This is a genomic window from Phyllobacterium sp. A18/5-2 (genome assembly GCF_025452215.1).
Lineage (GTDB): Bacteria > Pseudomonadota > Alphaproteobacteria > Rhizobiales > Rhizobiaceae > Phyllobacterium > Phyllobacterium sophorae.
Genome location: NZ_CP104966.1, coordinates 1,982,796 through 2,006,860, shown reverse-complemented (window position 1 = coordinate 2,006,860; position 24,065 = coordinate 1,982,796). Strand labels below are relative to the sequence as shown.

Annotated in this window: 22 protein-coding genes and 4 pseudogenes; 17 read left to right on the top strand and 9 right to left on the bottom strand. The window is 57.8% G+C overall.

Going from position 1 to position 24,065, the window contains the following annotated elements:
* Nucleotides 1-2: 2 nt before the first annotated feature.
* The 7 genes and pseudogenes from N8E89_RS09990 to N8E89_RS09960 form a co-directional block, all read right to left on the bottom strand.
* Nucleotides 3-1,476: pseudogene (locus N8E89_RS09990) on the bottom strand (CpaF family protein).
* Between the two features lie 18 nt (nucleotides 1,477-1,494).
* Nucleotides 1,495-2,778, bottom strand: coding sequence for a CpaE/TadZ family protein (locus tag N8E89_RS09985; protein ID WP_106664565.1), 1,284 nt, complete (start codon nucleotides 2,776-2,778; stop codon nucleotides 1,495-1,497).
* Between the two features lie 33 nt (nucleotides 2,779-2,811).
* Nucleotides 2,812-3,504, bottom strand: a complete 693-nt coding sequence (locus tag N8E89_RS09980) for a CpaD family pilus assembly protein (protein WP_106664617.1) — start codon at nucleotides 3,502-3,504, stop codon at nucleotides 2,812-2,814.
* A gap of 14 nt (nucleotides 3,505-3,518) precedes the next feature.
* Nucleotides 3,519-5,105 carry a type II and III secretion system protein family protein gene (locus N8E89_RS09975; RefSeq protein WP_106664619.1) on the bottom strand — a complete coding sequence of 529 codons (1,587 nt, stop codon included), beginning with the start codon at nucleotides 5,103-5,105 and terminating at the stop codon, nucleotides 3,519-3,521.
* A gap of 24 nt (nucleotides 5,106-5,129) precedes the next feature.
* Nucleotides 5,130-5,930 carry a Flp pilus assembly protein CpaB gene (gene cpaB, locus N8E89_RS09970; protein ID WP_106664566.1) on the bottom strand — a complete coding sequence of 267 codons (801 nt, stop codon included), beginning with the start codon at nucleotides 5,928-5,930 and terminating at the stop codon, nucleotides 5,130-5,132.
* A gap of 172 nt (nucleotides 5,931-6,102) precedes the next feature.
* Complete coding sequence (locus N8E89_RS09965) at nucleotides 6,103-6,627, bottom strand: A24 family peptidase (protein ID WP_106664567.1); 525 nt, start codon at nucleotides 6,625-6,627, stop codon at nucleotides 6,103-6,105.
* 15 nt (nucleotides 6,628-6,642) lie between these two features.
* The gene (locus N8E89_RS09960) at nucleotides 6,643-6,843 is read right to left on the bottom strand and encodes a Flp family type IVb pilin (protein WP_106664568.1); all 201 of its coding nucleotides are present in this window, start codon (nucleotides 6,841-6,843) and stop codon (nucleotides 6,643-6,645) included.
* A 326-nt stretch (nucleotides 6,844-7,169) separates the two neighbouring features.
* On the opposite strand from N8E89_RS09960, the gene N8E89_RS09955 reads away from it, so the two are divergent.
* The 12 genes and pseudogenes from N8E89_RS09955 (at nucleotide 7,170) to N8E89_RS09900 (ending at nucleotide 18,791) form a co-directional block, all read left to right on the top strand.
* Complete coding sequence (locus N8E89_RS09955; RefSeq protein WP_106664621.1) at nucleotides 7,170-7,559, top strand: pilus assembly protein N-terminal domain-containing protein; 390 nt, start codon at nucleotides 7,170-7,172, stop codon at nucleotides 7,557-7,559.
* Nucleotides 7,560-7,686: 127 nt separating this feature from the next.
* Nucleotides 7,687-8,286 carry a TadE/TadG family type IV pilus assembly protein gene (locus N8E89_RS09950; RefSeq protein WP_245448787.1) on the top strand — a complete coding sequence of 200 codons (600 nt, stop codon included), beginning with the start codon at nucleotides 7,687-7,689 and terminating at the stop codon, nucleotides 8,284-8,286.
* 51 nt (nucleotides 8,287-8,337) lie between these two features.
* Entirely contained in the window at nucleotides 8,338-8,958 is a 621-nt protein-coding gene (locus N8E89_RS09945; RefSeq protein WP_112760637.1) for a TadE/TadG family type IV pilus assembly protein, read from the top strand.
* A gap of 93 nt (nucleotides 8,959-9,051) precedes the next feature.
* A complete protein-coding gene (locus tag N8E89_RS09940) occupies nucleotides 9,052-10,296 on the top strand; it encodes a phosphopentomutase (protein WP_106664570.1) in 1,245 nt (414 codons plus the stop codon).
* Nucleotides 10,289-11,182, top strand: coding sequence for a bifunctional DNA-formamidopyrimidine glycosylase/DNA-(apurinic or apyrimidinic site) lyase (mutM, locus tag N8E89_RS09935; protein WP_106664571.1), 894 nt, complete (start codon nucleotides 10,289-10,291; stop codon nucleotides 11,180-11,182). Before N8E89_RS09940 ends, mutM begins: the two co-directional genes overlap by 8 nt.
* Nucleotides 11,183-11,223: 41 nt before the next feature.
* Entirely contained in the window at nucleotides 11,224-11,997 is a 774-nt protein-coding gene (locus N8E89_RS09930) for an enoyl-CoA hydratase (protein WP_106664572.1), read from the top strand.
* 157 nt (nucleotides 11,998-12,154) lie between these two features.
* Nucleotides 12,155-12,421 (top strand): 30S ribosomal protein S20, encoded by a 267-nt coding sequence (gene rpsT / locus N8E89_RS09925; protein ID WP_106664573.1) that lies wholly within the window; start codon nucleotides 12,155-12,157, stop codon nucleotides 12,419-12,421.
* 943 nt (nucleotides 12,422-13,364) lie between these two features.
* A pseudogene (dnaA, locus tag N8E89_RS09920) lies at nucleotides 13,365-14,828 on the top strand (chromosomal replication initiator protein DnaA); the annotation flags it as partial.
* A gap of 173 nt (nucleotides 14,829-15,001) precedes the next feature.
* Nucleotides 15,002-16,121, top strand: a pseudogene (gene dnaN / locus N8E89_RS09915) (DNA polymerase III subunit beta).
* Between the two features lie 20 nt (nucleotides 16,122-16,141).
* Nucleotides 16,142-17,305, top strand: a complete 1,164-nt coding sequence (recF, locus tag N8E89_RS09910) for a DNA replication/repair protein RecF (protein ID WP_262259805.1) — start codon at nucleotides 16,142-16,144, stop codon at nucleotides 17,303-17,305.
* A 160-nt stretch (nucleotides 17,306-17,465) separates the two neighbouring features.
* A complete protein-coding gene (locus N8E89_RS09905) occupies nucleotides 17,466-17,882 on the top strand; it encodes a DoxX family protein (protein ID WP_106664576.1) in 417 nt (138 codons plus the stop codon).
* A gap of 168 nt (nucleotides 17,883-18,050) precedes the next feature.
* Nucleotides 18,051-18,791 carry a methyltransferase domain-containing protein gene (locus N8E89_RS09900; RefSeq protein WP_262259804.1) on the top strand — a complete coding sequence of 247 codons (741 nt, stop codon included), beginning with the start codon at nucleotides 18,051-18,053 and terminating at the stop codon, nucleotides 18,789-18,791.
* A gap of 72 nt (nucleotides 18,792-18,863) precedes the next feature.
* Here the strand turns inward: N8E89_RS09900 and N8E89_RS09895 are convergent, their stop codons facing one another.
* Nucleotides 18,864-19,628: an SDR family oxidoreductase gene (locus tag N8E89_RS09895; RefSeq protein WP_106664578.1), complete on the bottom strand. Its 765-nt coding sequence runs from the start codon at nucleotides 19,626-19,628 to the stop codon at nucleotides 18,864-18,866.
* Between the two features lie 203 nt (nucleotides 19,629-19,831).
* Between N8E89_RS09895 and N8E89_RS09890 the strand changes: the two are divergent.
* Both N8E89_RS09890 and N8E89_RS09885 read left to right on the top strand, forming a co-directional pair.
* Nucleotides 19,832-20,537: pseudogene (locus N8E89_RS09890) on the top strand (glutathione S-transferase N-terminal domain-containing protein).
* An 88-nt stretch (nucleotides 20,538-20,625) separates the two neighbouring features.
* A complete protein-coding gene (locus N8E89_RS09885) occupies nucleotides 20,626-20,922 on the top strand; it encodes a DUF6958 family protein (RefSeq protein ID WP_106664580.1) in 297 nt (98 codons plus the stop codon).
* Nucleotides 20,923-20,930: 8 nt separating this feature from the next.
* Here the strand turns inward: N8E89_RS09885 and N8E89_RS09880 are convergent, their stop codons facing one another.
* On the bottom strand, nucleotides 20,931-21,200 hold the full coding sequence (locus N8E89_RS09880; protein WP_100000270.1) for an usg protein: 270 nt from the start codon (nucleotides 21,198-21,200) through the stop codon (nucleotides 20,931-20,933).
* Between the two features lie 108 nt (nucleotides 21,201-21,308).
* Here N8E89_RS09880 and groL point away from each other — a divergent pair, with 108 nt between their 5' ends.
* The 3 genes from groL (at nucleotide 21,309) to N8E89_RS09865 (ending at nucleotide 23,997) form a co-directional block, all read left to right on the top strand.
* Nucleotides 21,309-22,937: a chaperonin GroEL gene (groL, locus tag N8E89_RS09875; RefSeq protein WP_262259802.1), complete on the top strand. Its 1,629-nt coding sequence runs from the start codon at nucleotides 21,309-21,311 to the stop codon at nucleotides 22,935-22,937.
* Nucleotides 22,938-23,231: 294 nt separating this feature from the next.
* Nucleotides 23,232-23,678: an SRPBCC family protein gene (locus tag N8E89_RS09870; RefSeq protein ID WP_106664582.1), complete on the top strand. Its 447-nt coding sequence runs from the start codon at nucleotides 23,232-23,234 to the stop codon at nucleotides 23,676-23,678.
* Nucleotides 23,665-23,997 carry an ArsR/SmtB family transcription factor gene (locus tag N8E89_RS09865; protein ID WP_106664583.1) on the top strand — a complete coding sequence of 111 codons (333 nt, stop codon included), beginning with the start codon at nucleotides 23,665-23,667 and terminating at the stop codon, nucleotides 23,995-23,997. Before N8E89_RS09870 ends, N8E89_RS09865 begins: the two co-directional genes overlap by 14 nt.
* Nucleotides 23,998-24,065 lie beyond the last annotated feature (68 nt).

Here is a 24,065-nt window from a genome sequence, read left to right as displayed (position 1 = left end):
GGTCATGCCTTTGCCGTTTCCATCGAGTCGAGCGCGTGCGCAAGGCGGCGGTCTTCATTGAAATAACGAGCCCTTTCCCAGAAATGGGGCCGGCTGATGCCGGTCGAGACGTGCTGCCCGGTAAGCCGGCCATTGGCGTCCTCGCCGGTGATCTGATAATTCATGAGATCTTGCGTAATGATCACGTCACCTTCCATGCCGGTAACCTCGGTCACATGGGTGATCCGGCGCGAACCGTCGCGAAGGCGCGCCGCCTGAATGATGATGTCGACTGAACCGACGATGATTTCGCGAACCGTTCGTTGCGGCAGGGCAAAACCGCCCATCGCGATCATGGATCTCGATACGGCTGAGGCATTCTCTTGGACTGTTGGAGTGAATGGTTCCCATGGAACCGTCATGGCCGGTGTTCATCGCCGACAGCAGATCAAAGACTTCCGGTCCGCGCACCTCGCCGACGATGATCCGCTCCGGTCGCATGCGCAGGCAGTTCTTGACGAGATCACGCATGGTGATTTCGCCCTCGCCTTCCAGATTGGCCGGTCTTGTTTCAAGGCGCACCACATGCGGTTGCTGCAATTGCAGTTCCGCCGAGTCCTCGCAGGTGATAATGCGCTCATCCTTGTCGATATAATTCGTCAGACAGTTTAGCAGCGTGGTCTTGCCGGAACCCGTACCGCCGGAAATGACGATATTGCAGCGGACGCGGCCAATGATCTGCAGCAATTCCGCCCCGGCTGGAGAAATCGCACCGAAACGCACGAGCTGGTCAAGGGTCAGCTTGTCCTTCTTGAATTTGCGGATGGTCAGGACCGGTCCGTCAATCGCGAGTGGCGGCGCGATGACGTTGACGCGGGAGCCATCCGGCAAGCGCGCATCGCAGATGGGGCTCGATTCATCGACCCGGCGGCCCACCTGGCTGACGATGCGCTGGCAAATATTCAAAAGCTGCTGGTTGTCCCGGAAACGGACGCCAGACTCCTGTACCTTGCCGAGCACTTCGATATAGGTTTTGCGCGCACCATTGACCATGATGTCGGCAATGTCATCCCTAGCCAGCAGCGGCTCGAGCGGGCCATAACCAAGAACATCGTTACAGATGTCGTCGAGCAGTTCTTCCTGCTCGGAAATCGACATGGCGAAGTTCTTGATCGCGATGATGTCATTGACGATATCGCGTATTTCCTCGCGCGCGACTTCAGAATCGAGCTTGGACAGTTGCGCCAGATCGATCGTGTCGATCAGCGCGGCGAACACCTGGGATTTGGTGTCGTAGTAGGCATCGTTCTTTTCGCGCAGCGGCATGAGAGGCTTTGGCGCTTCGACGGGCGAACGCTTTGGCTCGAGAATATCCCGCGGCAGTCGTGCCGCCTCGGTTGCCATTATCCCGGGAGCGGGCAACGCGGTTTCAAGCGCTACCGCCCGAAATTCCTGAACCTGGTGATTTGCACCGGCATTGCCGCGTTTACCGAACATGATGCCTCTTCAATTCCACTATTTCTTGCGCTTCAGCTTGGATAGAACAGCTGCCAGCCCCGGTTTCTTCTTGGCCTTCAGCGTTATGCGGCCGGTGAGAATGTGTGCCATTTCGTTGACAGTCTGGACGATCGGATTGGCAGCATCGGTTTCCGCCAGCATCCGTCCATTGTTTGCCGCGCTGCCGAACAGCGCCGGTTCAAACGGCACGGTGGCGATTGGCAGGATTCCAAGTGGACCACAAAAATCCAATGGCGCGATTTCCGGACGTTTCGGAACGCCAACCTGGTTGAGAACGAGACGCGGCGGCGCATCGTTGGGGCGAAGCTGTTTCAACGTATCAAGCAGGTTCTTGGTATTGCGAAGATTTGCCAGTTCCGGCGATGCGACGATGACGACCTCGTCTGCCCTGGCCAGCGTGGTGCGTGTCCAGCCATTCCATGAATGCGGCACATCGAGAATGACGTGCGGAACGGATCTCTGTGCTACATCGATCAGGTGCGCGAAGGAATCGTCGCGAAAATCGAAGACACGATCAAGTGTCGATGGTGCCGCAAGAAGCGACAGGTTCTCGGCGCATTGCGCAAGCAGCCGATCGAGATAGACGTCGTCGATCCGCTCTGGGGAGAACACGGCTTCCGCGATCCCTTGTGCCGGGTCCTGGTCGAAATTGATGTTTGCCGTGCCATAGGGCAGGTCCATATCGGCAATCACCACCTCGCTCTTGAAGAGCGAGGAGATTGCCCAGGCGATGTTATGGGCAATCGTCGAGGCACCGACCCCTCCCTTGGCACCGATGAATGCAATGGAAGTGCCGAGAGGCTTCGCCTCCGGGTCCACGAACAACCCGCCGATCACGCCAACAATGTCGGGCAAATCGATCGGGGCGACCATGTATTCGGAAACGCCATTGCGGATAAGTTCGCGATAGAGCCAGACATCGTTGAAATGACCGATGATGACAACTTTCGTGCTCGGATCGCAAACCTCCGACAGCGCAGCAAGACTCTGCAGCATGTCGCGCGGCGCGGCCGATGTTTCAAGCAGAACGAGATTGGGCGTCGATACGGTCTGAAACAGTTCTACTGCGCGCTCGATGCCACCCATGTGGACCTGTGCGTGGGTCTTCGCCATGCGGCGGTCTTCATTGGCGCGCGCGATCTGTCTTGCAACCGCGTCCGTCTCGCAAAACGCCTGGATCGAAATGCGAGGAATTGGCCGAAAGGCTTGCAGACCCATTCCTGCGGACCGCTCGCTGCCATCCCCGGATTGATTTTCTGTTTCGAAGGCCAATTGACTCATTTTAGCATTCCGCTTTTCGAAGAGAGGTGCTTATCAGTTGAAATCGTAGATGACTTGTTCCGCCGGGAGCGTATGCGGCCTCTCCGCGGGGACGCCTCTATAGTCCTCGATGACAATACCGCGCCGCTCGGCATCGATCGGCGACGACGCCCTCGGTCCAAGCAGATCGGCCGGATTGGCAACTTGTGCGGCGAGATTATTCTGGCTGGCGCAACCGAAGTTGGCATAATGCTTGTTATCCGCCGTATCGAGCAGATCCTTCGGCCATTGGCCGCAGGGGCCGGTCGATGCGGTCATCGCGGAGTAAGACAGGCGTATGGGTGGAGATCCTTCGGCTCCGGCCTGGTAGCGCTCGCTCGAAATGTTGAACGGCTTTACGCCGCCCTTGCGCAAGGTCGCAGCAATATCGCCGCGCAGGCGGGTGGCGGCACGCTCATTCGGCGACCCGGCAGGCAGCAATATATGAATTACGCCGGAACCGTTGGCGTGATAATTGGCCGCCGCCTGCTGCACGATGCTGCGCTGGGTGATCGACAGTTTGCTGTCCGCGTGACCCACCGGGATGTCAGCGACCTGCTCCTTTTCCGAGATCACGATCGGATGGTTGGTCCGGTAGTCGTCCGGAATACTGCCGGTCATTTCGCGTGGCGCGCATCCGGCAAGGAGCGAGACAGCCAGAACGGCCAGGACCGGCTTCATGCGATGAAAACTGATTGCGTTTGACATGCCCCGGTCCTTGTTCATTTGTAGATGTAACCAACATTGCCTTCGTAGCGTCCGTCCGGCAGCCTGGCTTCCTTTGTGCCGTAGACACGATTGACCTTGCCCAGGAAAATACCGGCAGCATCGCTAGCTGGATTGAGATTGTCGTCTGGCCGGGCGAGCGCCGTTCGCGCCACCGGACGAACCAGGTAGGGCGTGATGATTATGACAAGTTCGCTCTCGTTGCGCACAAACTCCCGGCTGCGGAACAAGGTGCCGAGCACGGGGATCTTGGACATTCCCGGCAGGCCGGAAATGGCAGCCCGGTTCTCGTCGCGCATGAGGCCCGCGATCATCATCGAGCCGCCGGATGGCAATTCAACGGTCGTATCCGCGAGACGCTTGCGCAAGGAAATGAGGTTTGTTGCCGGGCCGAATGTCTTGTTGCGAAGGGGATCACCACCCGAGGACAGGGAAACGGAACCTTCCATGGTAGGCTCAGAAACGGACGTCCGCACCTTCAGGCTTATACGCCCCGGCGAGAGGACGACAGGAACAAATTCGAGGCCGATACCATACTCGACCTTGGTAATTTCGTAGCTGGAACGCTCTGCGCCGGTCACCGAGTTTTCCTCGATAGATTGGCCGGTAATGAGATTGTATTCGCCGCCAACCTTGAACGTTGCCTGCTCACCCGACACTGCCGTAAGGGAGGGCTCCGCCAGCGTTTTCATGACACCGGCTGACTCCATCGCATTCAGATACGAGTTGATGGACGTGCTTCCGATGGACACAGGGATGGATGCGCCGGAACTCGTCAACGCCTTGCCCACGAGCGATGCGATGTTTTCGGAACTGAAGAGGATGCCATCGGACTTGGTGGAAGCGATCATATTGACACCAAGCTGCTTCATAACGCTCCGGCTGACCTCGGCCACCGTTACTTTCAGCGTGACCTGATCGTCGCCGGCAATCTGGATCAGATTGACGATCTTGCTCCTCTGGCGCGCCTCGTCAGGATCGCTGATCGCAACGTCCGAACCACCGCCGCCATTGCTGCCGCCCTGGCCAGACGCCGTGAGCGCATACTGGCCAGTGGTCGCTTCACCGCCCGAAACGAGCAGATTGGCGAGATCACTCGCCCGTTTGGCATCAAGCGGGGTCTGTACCGTCCCGGTCAGGATGACGTTGTCGTTCATCAATTCGACTTTGATATCGGAATCCGGGATGTATTTCCTGAGACTGTCTTCGAGGCCGGCCACATCGCGTTCGATCACCAGATCGAAGCTGGCGAGTTGCTCGCCGTTGGGGCCGAAGACAAAGACATTGGTTTGCCCGACCTGCTTGCCGAAGAGATAGATACGGCGTGCGGTGCGGGTAACAGCATCGGCAACGGTCGGATTGGCGACGAGGATGTCGTAGGCATCCGATGGAAGGTCGACGACCAGCGATTTGCTCAGGCCCAGATTGATCCGCTTGCCGGTGCTCTGGCTCTGGTTCAGTTTTACGACACTGTCCTCGGCGACGGCCACATTTTGCACCGGAAGGAGGGCGAGACCGCAGCCGAGCACAAATGTGATCGCCTTCCACGATCTCGTCCCGCGGGATCCGCATTTGACCTGCATGATGTTTGACTCGTGCCCCATTTTTTATTGCCGCCCCAAAATTTCAATCACCGTCCCGGACTTGATCAATTTGACGTTGCCGCTGCGGCCCGGTGAATTGACGAGATATTCGGCACCGGGTCCGGTCTGTTCCTGTGCGTCCTGAACGGAGCGCAGGACCAGCGAGAGGCGGCTGGCCATCTGCTGGGCAACAGTGATGATTTCGGCCTGTTCCGGTGTCAGTTCGAGCGTGGCTGTTGAACCCACCTTGGTTTTTTCGCCATTCTCGTCTTCCTGGATTGTCTGGTCGATTGCCAGAACCCGGATGTTTTGCAAAATGGTTTCGGTCGCGAATCGCTTCTGCTCGCCTTCTTCCAAGATCCGGATCATGATGACATCGACATAGTCGTCGGGAAGTATAAAGCCGCCTGCGGACGTATCAGCCGCTATTTGCGTCGCCACCGCCCGCATCCCGGCCGGCAGCTGCGCCGACATGAAACTTTGGCCTTTGCCAATAAGTTTTGCTTCGCGGATCGGTTCACCAGGAAAAATCTGCAGGCGAACGGTGGATCCCTTGAGTTCCTCTTCAGCATTGGGGCGGTCGGAGCGCTTGATGTAGCCATCAGCCACCGCGTCAACCGGCCAGGCCTGCCAGCGCATCTGCCCCTGCACTTCTGCACCAACACCAAGGTTTTCCGTGGCGACCAGAACGTCCTGTAATTTGATCTGTGGTGCTGCCGCAGTCTGGACGACTGTCACAGCGGGTTTCATCTGCGTAGCGATATAACCCGCAGCGCCCGCGGCAACGACCGCAACGGTCAAAATGACAAGCCGTGCTTTTTGCATCAATGCACCCCAATAGACTTTCGTCTAAGATTACCCACGGTTGCACATTGACTTACTAATCGTGTAATTAAGGTTAATGCATTGCTTAAAAGTATGATTAACAAACGTTAACCATCAGACTTTCGACTTATCATTTTGATCAACATGACGCCTGCTTGGAAAGCTTGCCTGGTTATGCGTGCGCAAGCCGGTCAATAACCCATTGGCACATTGGCGAAGCCGGGAATGTCAGCAGTCCGGCGCTGCCCAGCGCTATCCCGTAGGGTATCCCCTGATCCTTGCGCGCGAGGCGGCGCATGAATTCAAGGCGATCGGCATAAGCGAGCGCAAGATGTGAATTCCGGTACCTTAAGATGGCCATAGTCAAAAAGCCGCCAAGCACCGACATCACCAGCAAATATTCCGCCAGGCCGAAGTTCCACCCTAGCCAGACGGCTGTTGCCGACATGAGCTTCGCGTCCCCTCCACCCATTGTTCCCATGGCAAACAACGCGAAAGTCGCTGCCAGGACGACTGCTCCCGCAACAAAATGCATCGCGTAGATATCCAGAGCCATTCCAGTCAGAGGTGCGAGAATCGCAAACGACACGATCAAAATGAGGGAAACGCGGTTCTGGATCGTCATGGACAAAAGGTCGGACACAGCTGCGAAGGCCATGGCAAACGGAAAAACGATGAGTATGGCCGCGTCAATCATGGCTAGGATCCGTCATTAACCGTTGGTGGCTTGTGTTACTTGTTCGGCGATGCGATCGAAAAATGTTCTGACCGAACCTCCGAGCATACCGGCCCCCAGGATGATACTGAGGCTGATAATGGAGGCAATCAGCGTGTACTCGATGGCAGTCGCCCCGCATTTGTTTCCGAGGAAGCGGGCGAAAGCATCGAGGGTCGCATTTACAGTGCGTTTCATATCAATTCCCTCGCTATCCCGCTAATATCTTCGTGAATGATGGAAAACTAGCGGTGGCGAATTGCGTTCACCTTAAGAAATACCGTTACGAAAAAGTAAATCAGCCCCATCTGACAATAAAGGTATTGAAAGAGTAAACGGAATTATTACAATTTTCCGAGCTTCCGTTCCTTCCCTGGCGGCTAAACATACTTAATGAATGGTTGGCAGGTTTAAGCTTTCCTTCACCAATCCAAGCCATGGTTTGAGAAGCGATTATTTCGAAGGGTTCTCCCATGGGTTGCAATAGAAACCACATCATCCGGACGGTTGGACTAACAGCTGCAATGACGCTGGCTGCCATCGTTTCGGTCATTCCGGCAGCCCAGGCGGATACCGGCATCCACGTGGTGATGAACCAGGCGAGGATCCTGAAGCTTGCGCGCCCCGCCGATACGGTCGTAGTCGGTGATCCCGATATTGCCGACGCCGTTGTCAAGGATTCGCGCACGGTTGTTCTCACCGGCAAGGGTTTCGGCATCACCAATATCGTCATCATGGATGCGGATGGCGCTGCTATCGTCGACGATCAGGTCATGGTCAGCCGCAGTGTCGCCAACACAACACGCGTCTATCGCCGCGCCTTTGTCCAGACGCTATCTTGCACGCCCTATTGTGAAACGGCACAGAAGAGCAAAGCGGAAAGAGAGTCCGACGCCCAGATCGGCGGCAACTGAACCGCCCGGTGGAATTACGGTTGAAGAATCGTAAATCCATTGGCTGCAATTTGCGTGTGTCCCCAAACGAGATTCTAATATCTGGCATGATATGACTTCTCCCGACCTAAATGGTGCGGAGAAAACCATGTTCCGGAATATAGCGAAGCATCCCGATGATCAGGAACCTGCCGAGACTGCCAATACGCCGGCAATGACTGCGCAGGTGCCGTTGATTGCGCGCTTTCGAGCGAACAGGCGCGGCACCGTGGCCATAGAGTTCGCTATGATCGCCCTTCCCTTCTTCCTGCTGATCTTCGCCATCATTGAAGTCGCATTGAGTTTTACTGCTCAAGAAGTGATGGCGAATGTAACCGACGACCTTGCCCGGCAGTTGCGCACGGGCGAGTTGCGTGCGGCGAATGTCACCGGCAACCAATTGAGAGACCGCATTTGCGCCCGGCTGTTCTTGCCTGAGGCCGGTTGTCCGAACCTGGTCGTGGACCTGCAGACTTATGCGACTTTCGCCGCAGTACCCGTCACAATTCCCCTTACCGCTGGAGGCGACGTCAATGCGGCCGGCTTCAAGAATGCCCCTGGCGGCGCCAGCACGATCAACCAGTTACGGGTGTTCGTTCGCTGGCCAATACTCACCAACCTGATGCGGGATCGCATTGACAGCATTCAGGGTACCGGACGAACCCTGCTCTTCTCAACTTCGACCTGGAAAAATGAACCCTTCATTTGACGGGACAGTCAAAACGCAACCTGCCCAGTATCCTTTCCGAAAGTGTCACGCATGAAAGTCTGTAAAGAACTTATGACGGCAGCGGTATACATGCCTGGAATCGCCCGGCGCTTTGCCCGGGACAGGCGCGGCGTAGCGGGATTGGAATTCGCCTTGATTGCACCGATACTGATCTTGCTCTGGCTTGGCAGTATCGAAGTCACCGGGGGCGCTGACGTCAACAAGAACCTCGGGCGCGCCACCAGTATGGTAGCGGACCTGGTGACGCAGCAGCAGACAATCACCCAGACTCAGATCTCGGGTATCATGGATATCGGCAGGGCTACACTGCTGCCTTACCAGCGCGACACACCGCAAATAACAATTACGGCAATCAACGTTTCCTCAGCGGGAGCCGCGACGGTGGCCTGGTCGAGGCGAAGGGTGAACGGAGCCGATACGACCCCGTTCCAGCCCGGGACCGCCGTGGCACTTGATGCCAACTTGCTCATTCCAGGTACCTCGGTCATTCGCGTCCAGATGAACATTGCCTATGTTCCGATCATCGCTTGGACGATAGCGGGGCACGTCGATACCGCGGCCGGAGATAATGTGGTCGGGCTCAGCATGGCCAAAACCTCCTTTGGACGAGTCCGCCAGGGTGGCGCCGTGGCCTGCTCCAATTGCTCATAGGTACCCGGCCAGTCAAACACGAATCGCACCATCGATTTGTCATGGCGCGTTGTTTGACCTATCTGTGTGGTCTGGTTTTACACGGAGTGAGGCATGTCCCGCGCTTTCCTATTTGTCCTTGATTCTTTCGGCATCGGCGGTGCGCCGGATGCGAAGGCATTCGGCGATGAAGGCTCAAATACCTTTGGTCATATTGTCGAGGCTTGCGCCGCCGGACGCGGCGACAGGGCCGGGCTTCGCTCCGGGAAACTCCTTGTGCCGAATATGGGTTCCCTTGGCCTTTACCACTCGGCAAATCTGGCCGCCGACACGCCGCTTCCGCCACAAGCGCCCGATCCGGTCGGCCTGTGGGGGGCGGCGGAAGAGGTTTCGAACGGCAAGGACACACCGTCCGGCCATTGGGAGATTGCCGGCGTGCCGGTTACGTTCAACTGGGGTTATTTCCCGCAAACCATTCCGGCTTTCCCGGACAGCCTTGTTGCAAATGCCGTGGCCAAAGCAAAACTTCCCGGCATCCTCGCAAACAAGCATGCTTCGGGAACAGATGTCATCGATGAATATGGCGAGGAGCACATCCGGACCGGCAAGCCCATATTCTATACATCGACCGACAGCGTTATCCAGATCGCTGCCCATGAGACCCATTTTGGCCTCGACCGGCTATACGCGCTATGCAGCATCATGCGCGAACTTGTCGATCCCTTGAACATCGGCCGTGTGATCGCGAGGCCCTTTACCGGTGAAACCCGGCAAACTTTCACCCGCACCGGCAATCGCCGCGACTATTCGGTGCCGCCGCCGGAGCCGACCCTGCTCGACCGTTTGACCGCGGCGGGACGCATGGTCATCGCCATCGGCAAGATTGGCGATATTTACGCGCATCAGGGCATCGGCCAGGTGCGCAAGGCCAATGGCAATATGGCGCTCTTCGAAGAAACGCTTGTCGCCATGGATGATGCCCAGGACGGCGATCTTGCCTTCACCAATTTCGTCGACTTCGACATGCTTTATGGCCATCGCCGCGATGTGCCGGGCTACGCCGCCGCTCTCGAGGCCTTTGACAGGCGTTTGCCCGAAGCGCTGGCCAAGTTGCGGGCGGGCGACCTTCTCATCCTCACGGCGGATCACGGCTGCGATCCCACTTACAAGGGCACGGACCATACGCGCGAACGGGTACCGGTTCTTTGTTTTGGTCCGGATCTGCCACGGGGATCGTTTGGCGTGCGCCCGTCCTTCGCTGATATCGGTGAAACAGTCGCAGCGCATCTCGGCATAGCAGCGGGCCCGCATGGCAAAAGCTTCCTGAAGGGCACAGGGGATCGTACGCCTGATGCCTGAACTACCTGAGGTTGAAACGGTAAGGCGCGGCCTGCAGCCATTCATGGAAGGTTCGACCATTCTCACCGTCGAACAACGGCGTCCTGACCTGCGCTTTCCTTTCCCGAAGCATTTTATCGAGCGGCTGACCGGCCGCCGGATCGAGGCGCTGGAGCGCCGCGCCAAGTATCTGATCATTCATCTTGACGACGGGCTTGGGCTCATCAGCCATCTCGGCATGTCCGGCTCGTACCGAATCGAGCAGGATCAGGAGTCCGATACGCCGGGCGTCTTCGAGCATGAGCGATCCCAAAACACCACGCACGACCATGTGGTGATGCACCTTGGCGGGCGAGACCAGCCGAAGCGCCGCATCATCTACAATGACCCGCGCCGCTTCGGTTTCATGCTGTTCGCCGAGCCGGGCAAGCTCAACCTGCATCCGTTGATCAAGGATCTTGGCACGGAACCGACCGGCAACCGGCTGGATGGGGCGCTGCTTGCCAGGTTGTTTCACAACAAGGCAGCCCCACTGAAGGCAGCCTTGCTCGATCAGAAGCTTATTGCCGGACTTGGCAATATTTACGTCTGCGAAGCGATGTGGCGCGCTGGGCTGTCACCGCTGCGGCCGGCCGGCAGCATCGCCGGTGAAAACGGCGTGGCGGCAGAGATGTCAGAGCGCCTTGCCACCTCAATCCGGTCCGTCATCGCCGATGCGATCAAGGCGGGCGGTTCAAGCCTGAAAGATTACCGTCAGGCCGATGGCGAGCTCGGTTACTTCCAGCATTCATTTTCCGTCTACGATCGCGAAGGTTCCCCTTGCCCGCGTGCCGGCTGCGGTGGCACGGTATCGCGTATCGTTCAAAGCGGGCGCTCGACCTTTTACTGCCCGGTTTGCCAGCAGTAGAGCGGAGCTCCGCCCTAATCTACACTCAGGAGGACCATCTGATGACCTATGAAAACATCATCGTCGAGACACGCGAGAAGGTGGGCTTCATCCAGCTCAACCGTCCTCAAGCGCTCAACGCGTTGAATTCCGCCCTGCTGGCCGAACTCGCTACCGCGCTCGAGAGTTTCGACAAGGACAACAACATCGGAGCGATCATCATCACCGGTTCGGAAAAAGCCTTTGCGGCGGGCGCTGACATCAAGGAGATGCAGACGCTGGATTTTGCCGATGCCTATCTCGGCGATTATTTCAGCGAATGGGAGCGTGTGACCCGCCTGCGCAAACCCCTGATCGCCGCTGTGTCCGGCTATGCGCTTGGCGGCGGCTGCGAACTCGCCATGATGTGCGATTTCATCATAGCGGCAGAGACCGCCAAGTTCGGCCAGCCGGAAATAACCCTGGGCGTAATGCCGGGCATGGGCGGATCACAGCGGCTCACCCGCTTTGTCGGCAAGTCCAAGGCCATGGACCTGTGCCTGACCGGCCGTATGATGGACGCCGCCGAAGCGGAGCGCTGCGGACTCGTCTCGCGAGTCGTTCCCGCCAGCGAGCTGATCGAAGAGGCCCTGAAGGCCGCCAGCAAGATTGCCTCGTTCTCGCTGCCCGTCGTGATGATGACGAAGGAGACCGTCAATCGCGCCTATGAGACGACACTCTCGGAGGGTTTGAGGTTCGAACGGCGGGTGTTTCATTCGATGTTCGCCCTTGAGGACCAGAAGGAAGGGATGGCCGCCTTTGCCGAAAAACGCGCGCCGAATTTCAAAAACCGGTGAAGCTAAAATATCCCCTGGTCTCAAGCAGATTCCAAGTTGACGCAAAAGCAAACCTCATCTATAAGCCCGTCAACGTTCGGTGGCCCCTCGGCCACCCTATTATTTTGTGACGGCCGCGTTCAAGCTGCCGACTAGCTGACAGAAAAAGAGAGGCATCATGGCCAACACTCCTTCGGCCAAGAAAGCGGCGCGCAAGATCGAAGCCCGCACCGAAGTAAACAAGTCCCGCCGCTCGCGCGTGCGCACCTTCCTTCGCAAGTTCGAAGATGCGGTGGCAAGCGGCGACCAGGCAGCAGCTTCCCTCGCCTTCAAGGCGGTCGAGCCGGAAGTAATGCGCGCCGCGTCGAAGGGCGTCTTTCACAAGAATACTGCCTCGCGCAAGGTATCGCGTCTGTCGGCCCGTCTGAAGGGCATGTCCGCTTAACAGACCCCCCCGTATTTATATTTGAAAACCCGGCTTGTCTTTAGCCGGGTTTTTTGTTTTGGCGGTTTTTTGGGAATAAATTCGTTTCCGGCGGAAAAGATTGTGGCATATCAAAACCATGACATCTGGCGGTCACAAATCGTTTAGGACAAAAAGCGTCAATCATCATTTTGCCTTTATTTTCAATGGCTTATGGCAGGTAGTCATTATAGCTTAAGCCCAGCCCTTGGAATCCCCCGCCTCAGCCTGTGTCAAGCGAAAATTTAATATTTTTTTTTGCCAACGGGAGTCTGCGGTGCAACAAAATCTATGTCTCAAAAAAGGCTTTGAATCCGAACGGTTTTTCCTCGTTGGACCAGAGACGGTTAAAAAAAATGGAAAAACGTTAACCTTTAATTCATCAAAAAACCCTTGGTCCGCACTTGCTCTTCCTGCAAAGGTTTCTGTAAGGTCCAGACATCGAAGGGGTGGGCAAAACCCATTTAACAGACTTAGTAATTAGTGGGTTCGGGCGCAGATTTAATCGTTTGCGTAGCGAGTGGTTTTTGTCAGTACTCAGGTCCTACGGATTTGGGTTGTTTCACAAATCGAGCGAGTTGGCAGCGCTGGCGTAAGCCGGGCGTAAGGCTTACTGCGCCTAAGTTGAGAGGGATGCGAACGTGGCAGTTAAAGACATTTTGGACATTGCAAAATCAGTCCAACACCGCGTGATCGCCAAAACCTCAATCTGTTAGTTTCGGAACTTTTCAGGCTGGCCACTGGGGCGGCTAGTCAAAAAATCGATGCCAGGCGATGAAACGCCGGCAAGTATAAAAACACGGGCGTGACATCAAATATCGACCCGATCGACATAGACCAGGATGAGGCAATGACAATGACCAGCGGAATAATGGAAAACGGCTCGAACGCCATGGTCCCGCTCCATATGGACGAGGGGAAAGACATGGATTCGGCCGGCAGTCAGGGCGAGTTGATTTTCGAACGCGTCAAGTTGAAGCTCAAAGCCAAGCTTGGAAGTGAGGTCTATTCGAGCTGGTTTGGCCGCCTGAAGCTGGACGAGACCTCCAAGAGCGTTGTCCGCCTGTCTGTTCCGACCGCATTTCTGCGCTCCTGGATCAACAATCACTACTCGGATATGATCGCTGCATTGTGGCGGGAAGAAGATGAGCAGATTCTGAAGGTCGAAATCGTTTTCCGCAGCGCCAGCCGCTGTATCCGGCCGACTCTGGATGCGGAAGTTCCCCTGCGCGCCGATTCTCGTCCCCTCACCCGCGAAAAGCCGGTCTTTCCCGTTGGTAGTACTGCCCAGGAAAAGAAGACCCCCGCACATTTTGCGGATCGCGCGCAGAATTCGGTTTTCGGATCGCCGCTTGACCCGCGTTATACGTTCGACACTTTCGTCGATGGGACTCCCAACCGCGTTGCGCTTGCCGCCGCCCGCACCATCGCCGATGCCGGTGCGAGCGCTGTCCGTTTCAATCCGCTGTTCATCCACGCCTCCGTTGGCCTCGGCAAGACCCATCTGCTTCAGGCCATCGCGGCCGAAGCATTGAAGCGTCCTGAACGTGCCCGCGTGGTCTATCTCACCGCGGAATATTTCATGTGGCGCTTTGCTACCGCCATTCGCGACAACAATGCGCTGTCGTTCAAGGAACAGCTGCGCGACATCGATCTCCTCATTATCGACGACATGCAGTTTCTGCAGGGGAAGTCGATCCAGCATGAATTCTGTCATCTTATCAACACGCTGCTCGACAGTGCCAAGCAGGTCGTCGTCGCTGCGGACCGTCCGCCGTCAGAACTGGAATCGCTCGACCCGCGTGTTCGCTCCCGTCTCCAGGGTGGCGTTGCCCTTGAAATGATCGCCCCGGACTATGCGATGCGCCTTGAAATCCTCAAGCGCCGCCTTGTCGCCGCTCAAGCCGAGGATCATTCGCTCGACATCACGCCTGAAATCCTCGATCACGTCGCACAGTCCGTTACCGGCAGCGGCCGTGAGCTTGAGGGCGCGTTCAACCAGCTTCTGTTCCGCCAGACATTCGAGCCCAACCTTTCAGTCGATCGCGTCGATGAACTCTTGAGCCACCTGATGCGCGGCGGTGAAGCCAAGCGCATCCGCATCGAAGAGATCCAGCGCATCGTCGCGAGGCACTACAACGTTTCGAAGCAGGATCTTCTGTCTAACCGCCGCACGCGCACCATCGTCAAGCCACGCCAGATCGCCATGTATCTCGCCAAGATGCTGACACCGCGCTCGCTGCCGGAAATCGGCCGCCGTTTCGGCGGACGCGATCACACGACGGTTCTCCACGCCGTGCGCAAGATCGAGGATATCGTCGGCAAGGACCAGAAACTGTCGCAGGAGCTGGAGCTGCTGAAGCGTCTTATCAACGATCAGGCCCAATAGTTTATCAACAGAAAGCCTGCGGTATGGCACGCTGATACCCGCCGCAGGCTTGCTTTTTGTCATGAATTTCTGCCAATTTGCTTGACCTTGGGGGAAATATGTCCCCTCGCCAGTAAAGCGCCGCAAGCCCGTGGCGCTTTGGCTGGAATTGATGTCAGCGAGACCGGTTTATCATGCGTGTAACTCTTGAACGTTCCAATCTTCTGAAGTCGCTCAACCATGTCCATCGCGTGGTCGAACGGCGCAACACCATTCCGATCCTTTCGAATGTTCTCCTCAATGCGGATGGCGCAAGCCTCGCTCTGAAAGCGACGGACCTTGATCTCGAAGTGACAGAAGCGACGGCCGCGCAGATCGAGCAATCAGGTGCGACGACTGTTCCGGCCCATCTGCTCTACGATATCGTGCGCAAGCTGCCGGACGGCGCCGAGGTCATGCTCGCGACCAATCCGGACGGCAATTCGATGGCCGTGACGTCTGGCCGGTCGAGTTTCCGCCTGCAGTGCCTGCCGCAATCGGATTTTCCCGAGCTCACGGCGGGTTCTTTCAGCCACACGTTCCGCATACCATCAAGTGCTCTGAAAAGCCTGATCGAGCGGACGCAGTTTGCCATCTCTACCGAAGAGACCCGCTATTATCTCAACGGTATTTATTTCCATGCCATTGAAAGCGACGGCGTCCTGAAGTTGCGTGCAGTCGCCACCGACGGCCATCGCCTCGCCCGCGCCGAACTCGAAGCGCCGTCCGGCGCCGAGGGCATGCCGGGCATCATCATCCCGCGCAAGACCGTCGCGGAACTGCAGAAGCTTGTCGATGATCCTGATGTCGCCGTTACGGTCGAATTGTCGGAAACCAAGATCTCGCTTCACCATCGGCTCCGTTGTCCTTACCTCCAAGCTCATAGATGGTACCTTCCCGGACTACCAGCGCGTTATCCCATCCGGCAACGACAAGAAACTGACGATCGATCGCCAGAGCTTTGCGGCCGCTGTTGACCGCGTCTCGACGATTTCGAGCGAGCGTGGCCGTGCGGTCAAGCTGACGATCGCCGATGGGCAGCTGACACTGACGGTCAACAATCCGGATTCCGGCAGCGCCACGGACGAACTTGCGGCGGACTATGATTCCGATCCGATCGAGATCGGTTTCAATGCCAAGTATCTGCTCGATATAACGGGACAGTTGACCGGCTCCGAGGCGATTTTCATGCTGGCCGATGCGGGATCGCCGACACTGGTGCGGGATACGGGCGATGAAAATGCGCTCTATGTGCTCATGCCGATGCGGGTGTAGTAGCGCCAAGCATTGTTGCCATGACCGATGATCCTCTCACGGACGCGGGCAAACCGGCCCGCGTTGCGATCAGCCGGTTGAAGCTTGCCAATTTCCGCAATTATGAAAGCCTGTCCCTGCGGCTGGCGCCCTCGCACGTCGTACTGACCGGCGAGAATGGTGCCGGCAAGACGAACCTGCTCGAAGCTGTCTCGTTTCTGTCGCCCGGGCGCGGACTTCGCCGTGCGGCCTATGCCGACGTGACCCGCAGCAATGCGCCTGACGGATTTGCCATTCATGCCAGCATAGAGGCCCCCGAGGGATCGGTCGATGTCGGCACCGGTCTTGCCGGCAATGCACCGGGTGATACAGCCCGCCGGGTTCGTATCAATGGCGTCACTGCGGCGACTGCCGATGAGCTTCTCGAATATTCCCGCATTCTCTGGCTGGTGCCGGCGATGGACGGGCTGTTCACCGGCCCTGCCGCTGATCGCAGGCGTTTCCTCGACCGCATGGTTCTCGCCATTGACCCGGCCCACGGCAAGCGTGTTCTCGACTATGAAAAGGCGATGCGAAGCCGTAACCGCCTGCTTACGGAAGAACGCAGCAACGATGCATGGCTCGATGCAATCGAGACGCGATTGGCCGAGCTTGGCATCGCTATCGCTGCCGCGCGCGCGGAATTGATGCGCCTCATCAATGGCATGATCGAGCGATTGCCGGACGACAGCCCCTTCCCTAAGGCCGATTGCCTACTTGAAGGGGAGTTGGAGCAGCGTGTCGGCATTGAAGCTGCGACCGATGTTGAGGAAACCTTTCGCCGCGCGCTGCATGACGGGCGGAGCCGCGACCGTGCCGCGGGGCGTACGCTCGATGGACCGCATCGTTCCGATCTTCTCGTGCGCCACCGGCCGAAGGCGATGCCGGCGGAACTTTGCTCCACCGGCGAACAAAAGGCGCTGCTGATCGGCCTCATCCTCTCCCATGCGCGGCTCACCGGCGAACTCGCCGGCATGGCACCGATCCTCCTGCTCGACGAGATCGCCGCGCATCTCGATGAGGGCCGCCGCGCAGCGCTTTTCGATATTGTCGAGGAACTCGGCGGCCAGGCCTTCATGACCGGCACGGACAAGGCGCTATTCAAGAGCCTGGAAGGCCGCGCCCAGTTTTTCGACGTTTCCCGTGGCGAGGTGCGGGCAGTTTAATTGGATGTTACGGCCATCGGCGAGCCTTGCGGCCCGATTTGCAGTTTTTTACGTTCATGGCAAAAAAATAGTTGGACAGTATTGTCGGTATCGTCATCGGCCAATCGTCCTTCTGACAGTCTTCAGACAATCCCGTTGCATCATTTGGAAGGACATAGTCATGGAATTCACCGCACAGAGCATACAAGTCCCGTCAAGCAGGGCAGTTTGGGTTGGCCGCATTCTCAGCGGCCTTGTCATCCTGTTTCTGATCTTCGACGGTGCCATTAAGCTGGTTCCGCTGGACGTGGTCACGGAAACGACGGCGCAACTCGGCTACCCGGGCAGTGCCGGTTTTGCCCGCTTCCTCGGCATTCTCACGCTGGTTTGCACGCTGCTCTATGCCAATCCGCGCACAGCGGTCCTCGGCGCGATTCTTTTGACCGGCTATCTTGGTGGGGCAATCGCCACGCATGTGCGTATCGGAAACCCGCTCTTCAGCCACACCCTGTTCGGTGTCTATCTTGGCTTGATGATCTGGGGCGGGCTGTACCTGCGGGATCCGCGCATCCGCGCACTGATCCCCTTCATTCGGTAACTTGCATCCGGGATGTGTTGACCATGCGAGGGAGCGGGCGCAATCTCTTAAGCAACCCAATCTCATATGTGTTCACGCTGAGGGAACCAGCCATGACACAACCCGATGTCTACCTGCTTGGACGGGCCGAAGCCGAAGAAATGCGGCTGAAGCGTCAGATCGCCAACCTTGCCCCGGATTCTGGACGCACAATTCGAGAAAATCGGCATCAGACAGGGCGAGCGCGTAGTCGATATCGGTTGCGGTCCCGGAGGTGTCCTGCACCTCCTGGGAAAGCGGGTGGGACCTGCCGGATCCGTTCTGGGTATTGAGCGCAGCGTGCATTTTGTCGAGCTGGCGCGCCGCTTCGTCGCCGACCATGGCCTGACGCAGGTCGAGGTTCGTGAGGGCGACGCCTACGATACGGGCCTGCCCCGCGCATCGTTCGACGGCGCACACATGCGCCTCGTCCTCGTCAATGTGCCGAAGCCCGAACTTATCGTGCGCGAAATGGTGGCGCTGGTGCGCCCGGGAGGCTGGATCGCGAGTTTCGAGGCGGATTTTCTCGCCCATATCTGCGATCCGCCTTTGCCCGAATGGACCCGTCTCCTTGATGCTTACACCGCCTATTCGGCGGCGCAGGGGATCGACCTATATGTCGGGCGGCGTACCCACCGCCTGTTTCGCGAGGCGGGTGTGGCGGACATTCGGACAGATGCCGTCGTCCATGTCTATCCGCCCGGCCATGATCGCCGGACGATCCTGCGCGACTTCATCAACAATGTCGCCGACAAGCTGGTCGAAGGCGGCTTCATCGAGCGCCGCCAGCTGGAAACCGATATTGCAATGCTCGAACTTTATCTTTCCAGACCCGACGCGCTGGTGACGTCGCATATGTTTTTCCAGCTGTGCGGGCGTATCCCGGGCTAGGATGCCGCGCCTTTGCGACGACCTGCCAACAACAGTCAAAGGGAGCCGATTGGCCCCCTCTTTTTAGCAGGATCAAGTCCGGGTGATCGACGCACCGCCATCCACCAGGGATGCCGTGCCAGTAACGAATGCGGCGTCGTCCGACGCGAGATAGAGCACCGAGCGTGCCAGCTCTTCCGGCGTGGCCACACGCTTCAGCGCGTGCAGGCTGGTGATAAAGGCCTGCGATTCAGCAGTATCGTTCATCGCGCGATACATGTCGGTATCGACTGCGCCAGGGAGGATCGCATTCACACGGACATTCTGCGCACCATATTCGGCGGCAAGCGCCTGCGTCAGGCCGATTAGCCCGGCCTTGCTCGCCGCATAGGCCGCTACTCCCGGAAAGGCGAAGCTATAGCCGACAAATGTGGAGGTGAAGATCACAGAGCCGCCGCCATGCTTGACCATCTCGGCGATCTGGTGTTTCGCGCCAAGGAACGAGCCAGTGAGGTTGATCGCAATGGCATCGTTCCAGCCAGCTTCCGAAACGCCCGTACTCGGCCCGGCCTCGCCCAGTACACCGGCATTGTTGAAGGCAATATCGAGCCTGCCGTAACGCCCGGCTGCCAGGGCAACAAGCGCCTTGGCGTAGTCTTCGGAACGCACGTCACCGGCCAGCGCCACCGCTTCTCCGCCGTCAGCTTCGATTTCTGCTACCAGCGCGTCAAGTTCCTGCTTGCGCCTTGCACCTATGACCAGCCTGGCGCCTTCTTGCGCGAAGAGCTTGGCTGTAGCGCGGCCAATGCCGGCGCTCGCGCCGGTCACCAATGCAACTTTTCCAGATAAGCGATTCATGATCTTTCTCCGATTGAGCGGGAGTGGCTCTCCCTTGCTGGCTATTAGTATGGTGGTGCTTCAGTGTCCGGATAAGCCTGCGGAATTCGAACCTTGTATTCGGAATTAGCGGACAATCATGAACCGGGCCGACATGGAAGCTCAGCAATCCTCGTGCTAACGTCAGGCGCGAATCGTCCCCTCAGCCAGACTACGGAGCTCCTATGCCAGATCTGTCCGCTTTTCCCATCGCCAGCCGGTGGCCGGCGAAGTATCCCGATCGCCTGCAGCTTTACTCCTTTCCAACGCCGAACGGCGTCAAGGTCTCGATTGCGCTTGAAGAGCTCGAACTGCCCTATGAACCGCATGCCGTCGATATCGGCAGGAACGAGAGCTGGACGCCGGAATTTCTCTCGCTCAATCCAAACGGCAAGATCCCGGCGATCATCGACCCGGATGGGCCTGACGGCAAGCCTTTGGGCCTGTTCGAATCCGGCGCGATCCTGCTTTATTTGGCCGAGAAGACCGGCAAGCTTATCTCGGCTGGCGCAGCTGCGCACTACGAGACCATCCAGTGGGTGTTCTTCCAGATGGCCGCTATCGGTCCGATATTCGGGCAGGTCGGCTTCTTCCACAAATTCGCCGGCCGCGAGATCGAGGACAAACGTCCCCTCCAGCGCTACGCTGACGAGATCGAAGCGTCTGCTCGGCGTCCTTGAAACCCGCCTTGATGGCCGGCAATGGGTCATGGGCGATGAATACACCATCGCCGACATTTCGATGCTGGGCTGGGTGCGCAATCTGGTCGGTTTCTACGGTGCGGGTGAGCTGGTCGCCTTCGACAGTCTGAAGCGCGTGCCGAAATGGCTGGAGCGTGGCCTTGCCCGCCCGGCGGTGCAGCGCGGCCTCGAAATTCCGAAGCGGCCATAAACGATGATCACCGGCAGTCGTCTCGGCTGTCGGTTGTCCTGTTGCTCATTCGTCCTTGGAAAAACCACAAGGATATGGAGCACGCAAAATGGCGCCGCAGAACAAGATCAAAGTCGAAAACATCAACCATCCCGGCACAGCCAGGCAGGTCGACCGGGCCATGTACGATGCGATGAGACAAGCCTATCTCAAGGTTCTTCCAGGCGAATTGCCGGGCTTGACGCTTGCCCAAATCAGTGAGCGCCTTGCCGGTGAACTGCCGCAAGAGCTGTTTCCCGGCGGCGCAAAGGCCGGCTGGTGGGCAAAGACCGTTCAGCTCGATCTCGAAGCGAAGGGACTGGTCAGGCGTGAAAAAGTCAACCCGATAAGGCTCTATCGCGTGTAAATCTTCGTTCAATGTATGGAAATAATGCCGTCAACGGCCCGCCATTCACGCGGCTCGATCAGGCGCTGATGCACGATGCGAACCGAATGCAATGGCCCCTCGATATCCTTGCACCAGAAATCAAGAAAGCCTTTCAATTCCGGAAAAGTCGGAGCAAGATCATACTCCTGCCATATGTATAGCTGGAGAAAGCTCGGGTGGTCGGGAAGGCGATAATGAATTTCCGCTGTCGTCAGCCCGTAACCCTTCAACTGAAGTTCGAATGCTCTCGTGGTCATGAATATTACCCTTGTGGATCAACTCATGCATCACACTGAATCTTGTCCGATTCTATTGTGTTTTCAAGGGGAGATTACGATTTTTCCTGAAAAAGAGGAGTAAAGATAATGGCTGCAAAAGAAGTCAAATTCAGCGCTGATGCCCGCGATCTGATGTTGCAAGGCGTCGATATCCTTGCTGACGCCGTCAAGGTAACGCTCGGCCCGAAAGGCCGCAACGTCGTCATCGACAAATCCTACGGCGCGCCTCGTATCACCAAAGACGGCGTGACGGTTGCCAAGGAGATCGAACTTGGAGACAAGTTCGAAAACATGGGCGCACAGATGCTGCGCGAGGTTGCGTCAAGGACCAGCGATACGGCCGGCGATGGCACGACGACGGCGACGGTTCTTGCCCAGTCTATCGTCCGCGAAGGCGGCAAGGCCGTTGCTGCCGGCATGAACCCGATGGATCTGAAGCGCGGGATCGATATTGCCGTCGACGCTGTCGTCGAGGAACTCAAGCGCAATGCCCGCAAGATTTCGAACAATTCCGAAATCGCCCAGGTCGCCACGATTTCCGCCAATGGCGATACCGAGATCGGACAATATCTGGCGGATGCCATGGGTAAGGTCGGGCATGAGGGCGTCATTACCGTCGAAGAGGCCAAGACGGCCGATACCGAACTGGAAATCGTCGAGGGCATGCAGTTCGACCGCGGCTATCTCTCACCCTACTTCGTTACCAATCAGGAGAAAATGCGGGTCGAATTCGAAGACCCCTATATCCTCATTCATGAAAAGAAGCTCTCGAACCTGCAGGCGATGCTGCCCATTCTCGAGGCCGTCATCCAGTCCGGAAAACCCCTGCTGATCATTGCCGAAGACGTCGAAGGCGAAGCGCTGGCGACGCTTGTCGTCAACAAGCTGCGCGGGGGCCTGAAAGTGGCCGCGGTCAAGGCTCCGGGATCCGGTGACCGCCGCAAGGCCATGCTGGAAGATATCGCCATCCTTACCGGCGGCACGGCAATCAGCGAGGATCTGGGCATCAAGCTTGAAGGCGTGACGCTCAACATGCTCGGCAGTACCAAGAAGGTAGTCATCGAGAAAGAGACCACCATGCTTGTCGATGGTGGCGGCGCAAAAACCGAAATCGACGGCCGCATCGCACAGATCAAGGCGCAGATCGAGGACACGACCTCCGACTATGACCGCGAAAAACTGCAGGAGCGGCTGGCAAAACTTGCTGGTGGCGTTGCCGTCATCCGGGTTGGCGGTTCAACCGAGGTGGAGGTCAGGGAGAGGAAAGACCGCGTCGACGACGCACTGCATGCAACGCGCGCCGCGGTCGAGGAGGGTATTCTGCCGGGTGGCGGCGTGGCGTTGCTGCGGGCAGCCGTGGCGCTCAAGGGTCTGCAAGGGCGAAATGCCGATCAGAACGTCGGAATCGACATCGTAAGACGCGCGATCGAAGCGCCGGTTCGCCAGATTGCCGAGAATGCCGGAGCCGAGGGATCGATCATCGTTGGCAAGCTGCGCGAAAACGACAATTTTTCCTTTGGCTGGAATGCCCAGACCAATGAATACGGCAACCTCTACGACATGGGCGTCATCGATCCGGCGAAAGTGGTCCGAAGCGCGCTTCAGGGCGCGGCATCCATCGCCGGGCTCCTCGTGACAACCGAGGCGATGATCGCCGAACGGCAGAAGAAGGATCCCAACCCCGGCCCGCCCGCAAGTGCTGCGATGGACTATTGATATCCGGGGCCGGCCCGGCGGAACCGGGCCGGCTTGAGACCGCGGCCATTATTTTTCCTGACTGATTGCAATGCGTTTGGCGCTTGCTCGAGGTTTTGCGGTTTGCGGCAAATTGCGCTGAGAGTTCAACTCGGACGCGCCCCGGTAGCGATGGCGCAGGCATCCGCCTTTGGCGCGCCGGCAAGGCTGAAACTTCATCATTTTTGAATTTGGACTCGGCAACCAAAATGCAACTTTTTGGTTGCTCTTTCGCCTTGAGCATGGCATTGTAAATGCAACCAGGAGGTTGCGCTTATGACTGATCGCATTGAGAAAAGCATCGAGTTGAACGCCCCTGTCGAGCGGGTCTGGCAGGCGCTCACCGACTACAAGGAATTTGGGGAATGGTTCCGGGTCAAACTGGACGGTCCCTTCGTCGCGGGCGAGGTTTCGACCGGCCGCATTACCTATCCCGGCTATGAGCACATCAAATGGGAGGCGACGATCAAAGAGATCGAAGCGCCGCGCCTGTTCTCGCTGACGTGGCATCCCTATGCCATCGATCCCGATGTCGACTACTCGGATGAAAAACCGACGCTTGTCGAATTCCGGCTTGAACCCACGTCGGCCGGCACCCGCCTGACTGTCACCGAGTCCGGCTTCGATGCCGTGCCGAAACACCGCATGCCGGAAGCCTTGCGCATGAACGAAGGCGGCTGGGAGGAACAGGTGAAGAATATCAAGACACATGTTGAGCGATAGCGTCCAGGAATACGACCCCGCGCCGCTCTTTGCGGCATTGGGTGACCGCACCCGCCTGTCGCTTCTGGCAAAGCTCAGCGACGGGCACACTCGTTCGATCGCGGGACTATCGGCAGACACCAGGCTTACCCGCCAGGCAATCACCAAGCATTTGCGTGTTCTCGAAAATGCCGGGCTCGTCATGAGCACCAAAGTCGGGCGGACAAGCCAATTCGCCTTCCGGCCCGAGCCGATCGAGGAGGTGCGAGCCTATCTCGCAGGTGTCTCGCAGCAATGGGACGATGCCCTGTTGCGGCTGCGCTCGTTTGTGGAACGCTGAACGAAACTCTATCGCCTACTACCATTGAGCTAGCCCCGCGCGCATTGTTCGCCTGCGGCAAGGGGCGT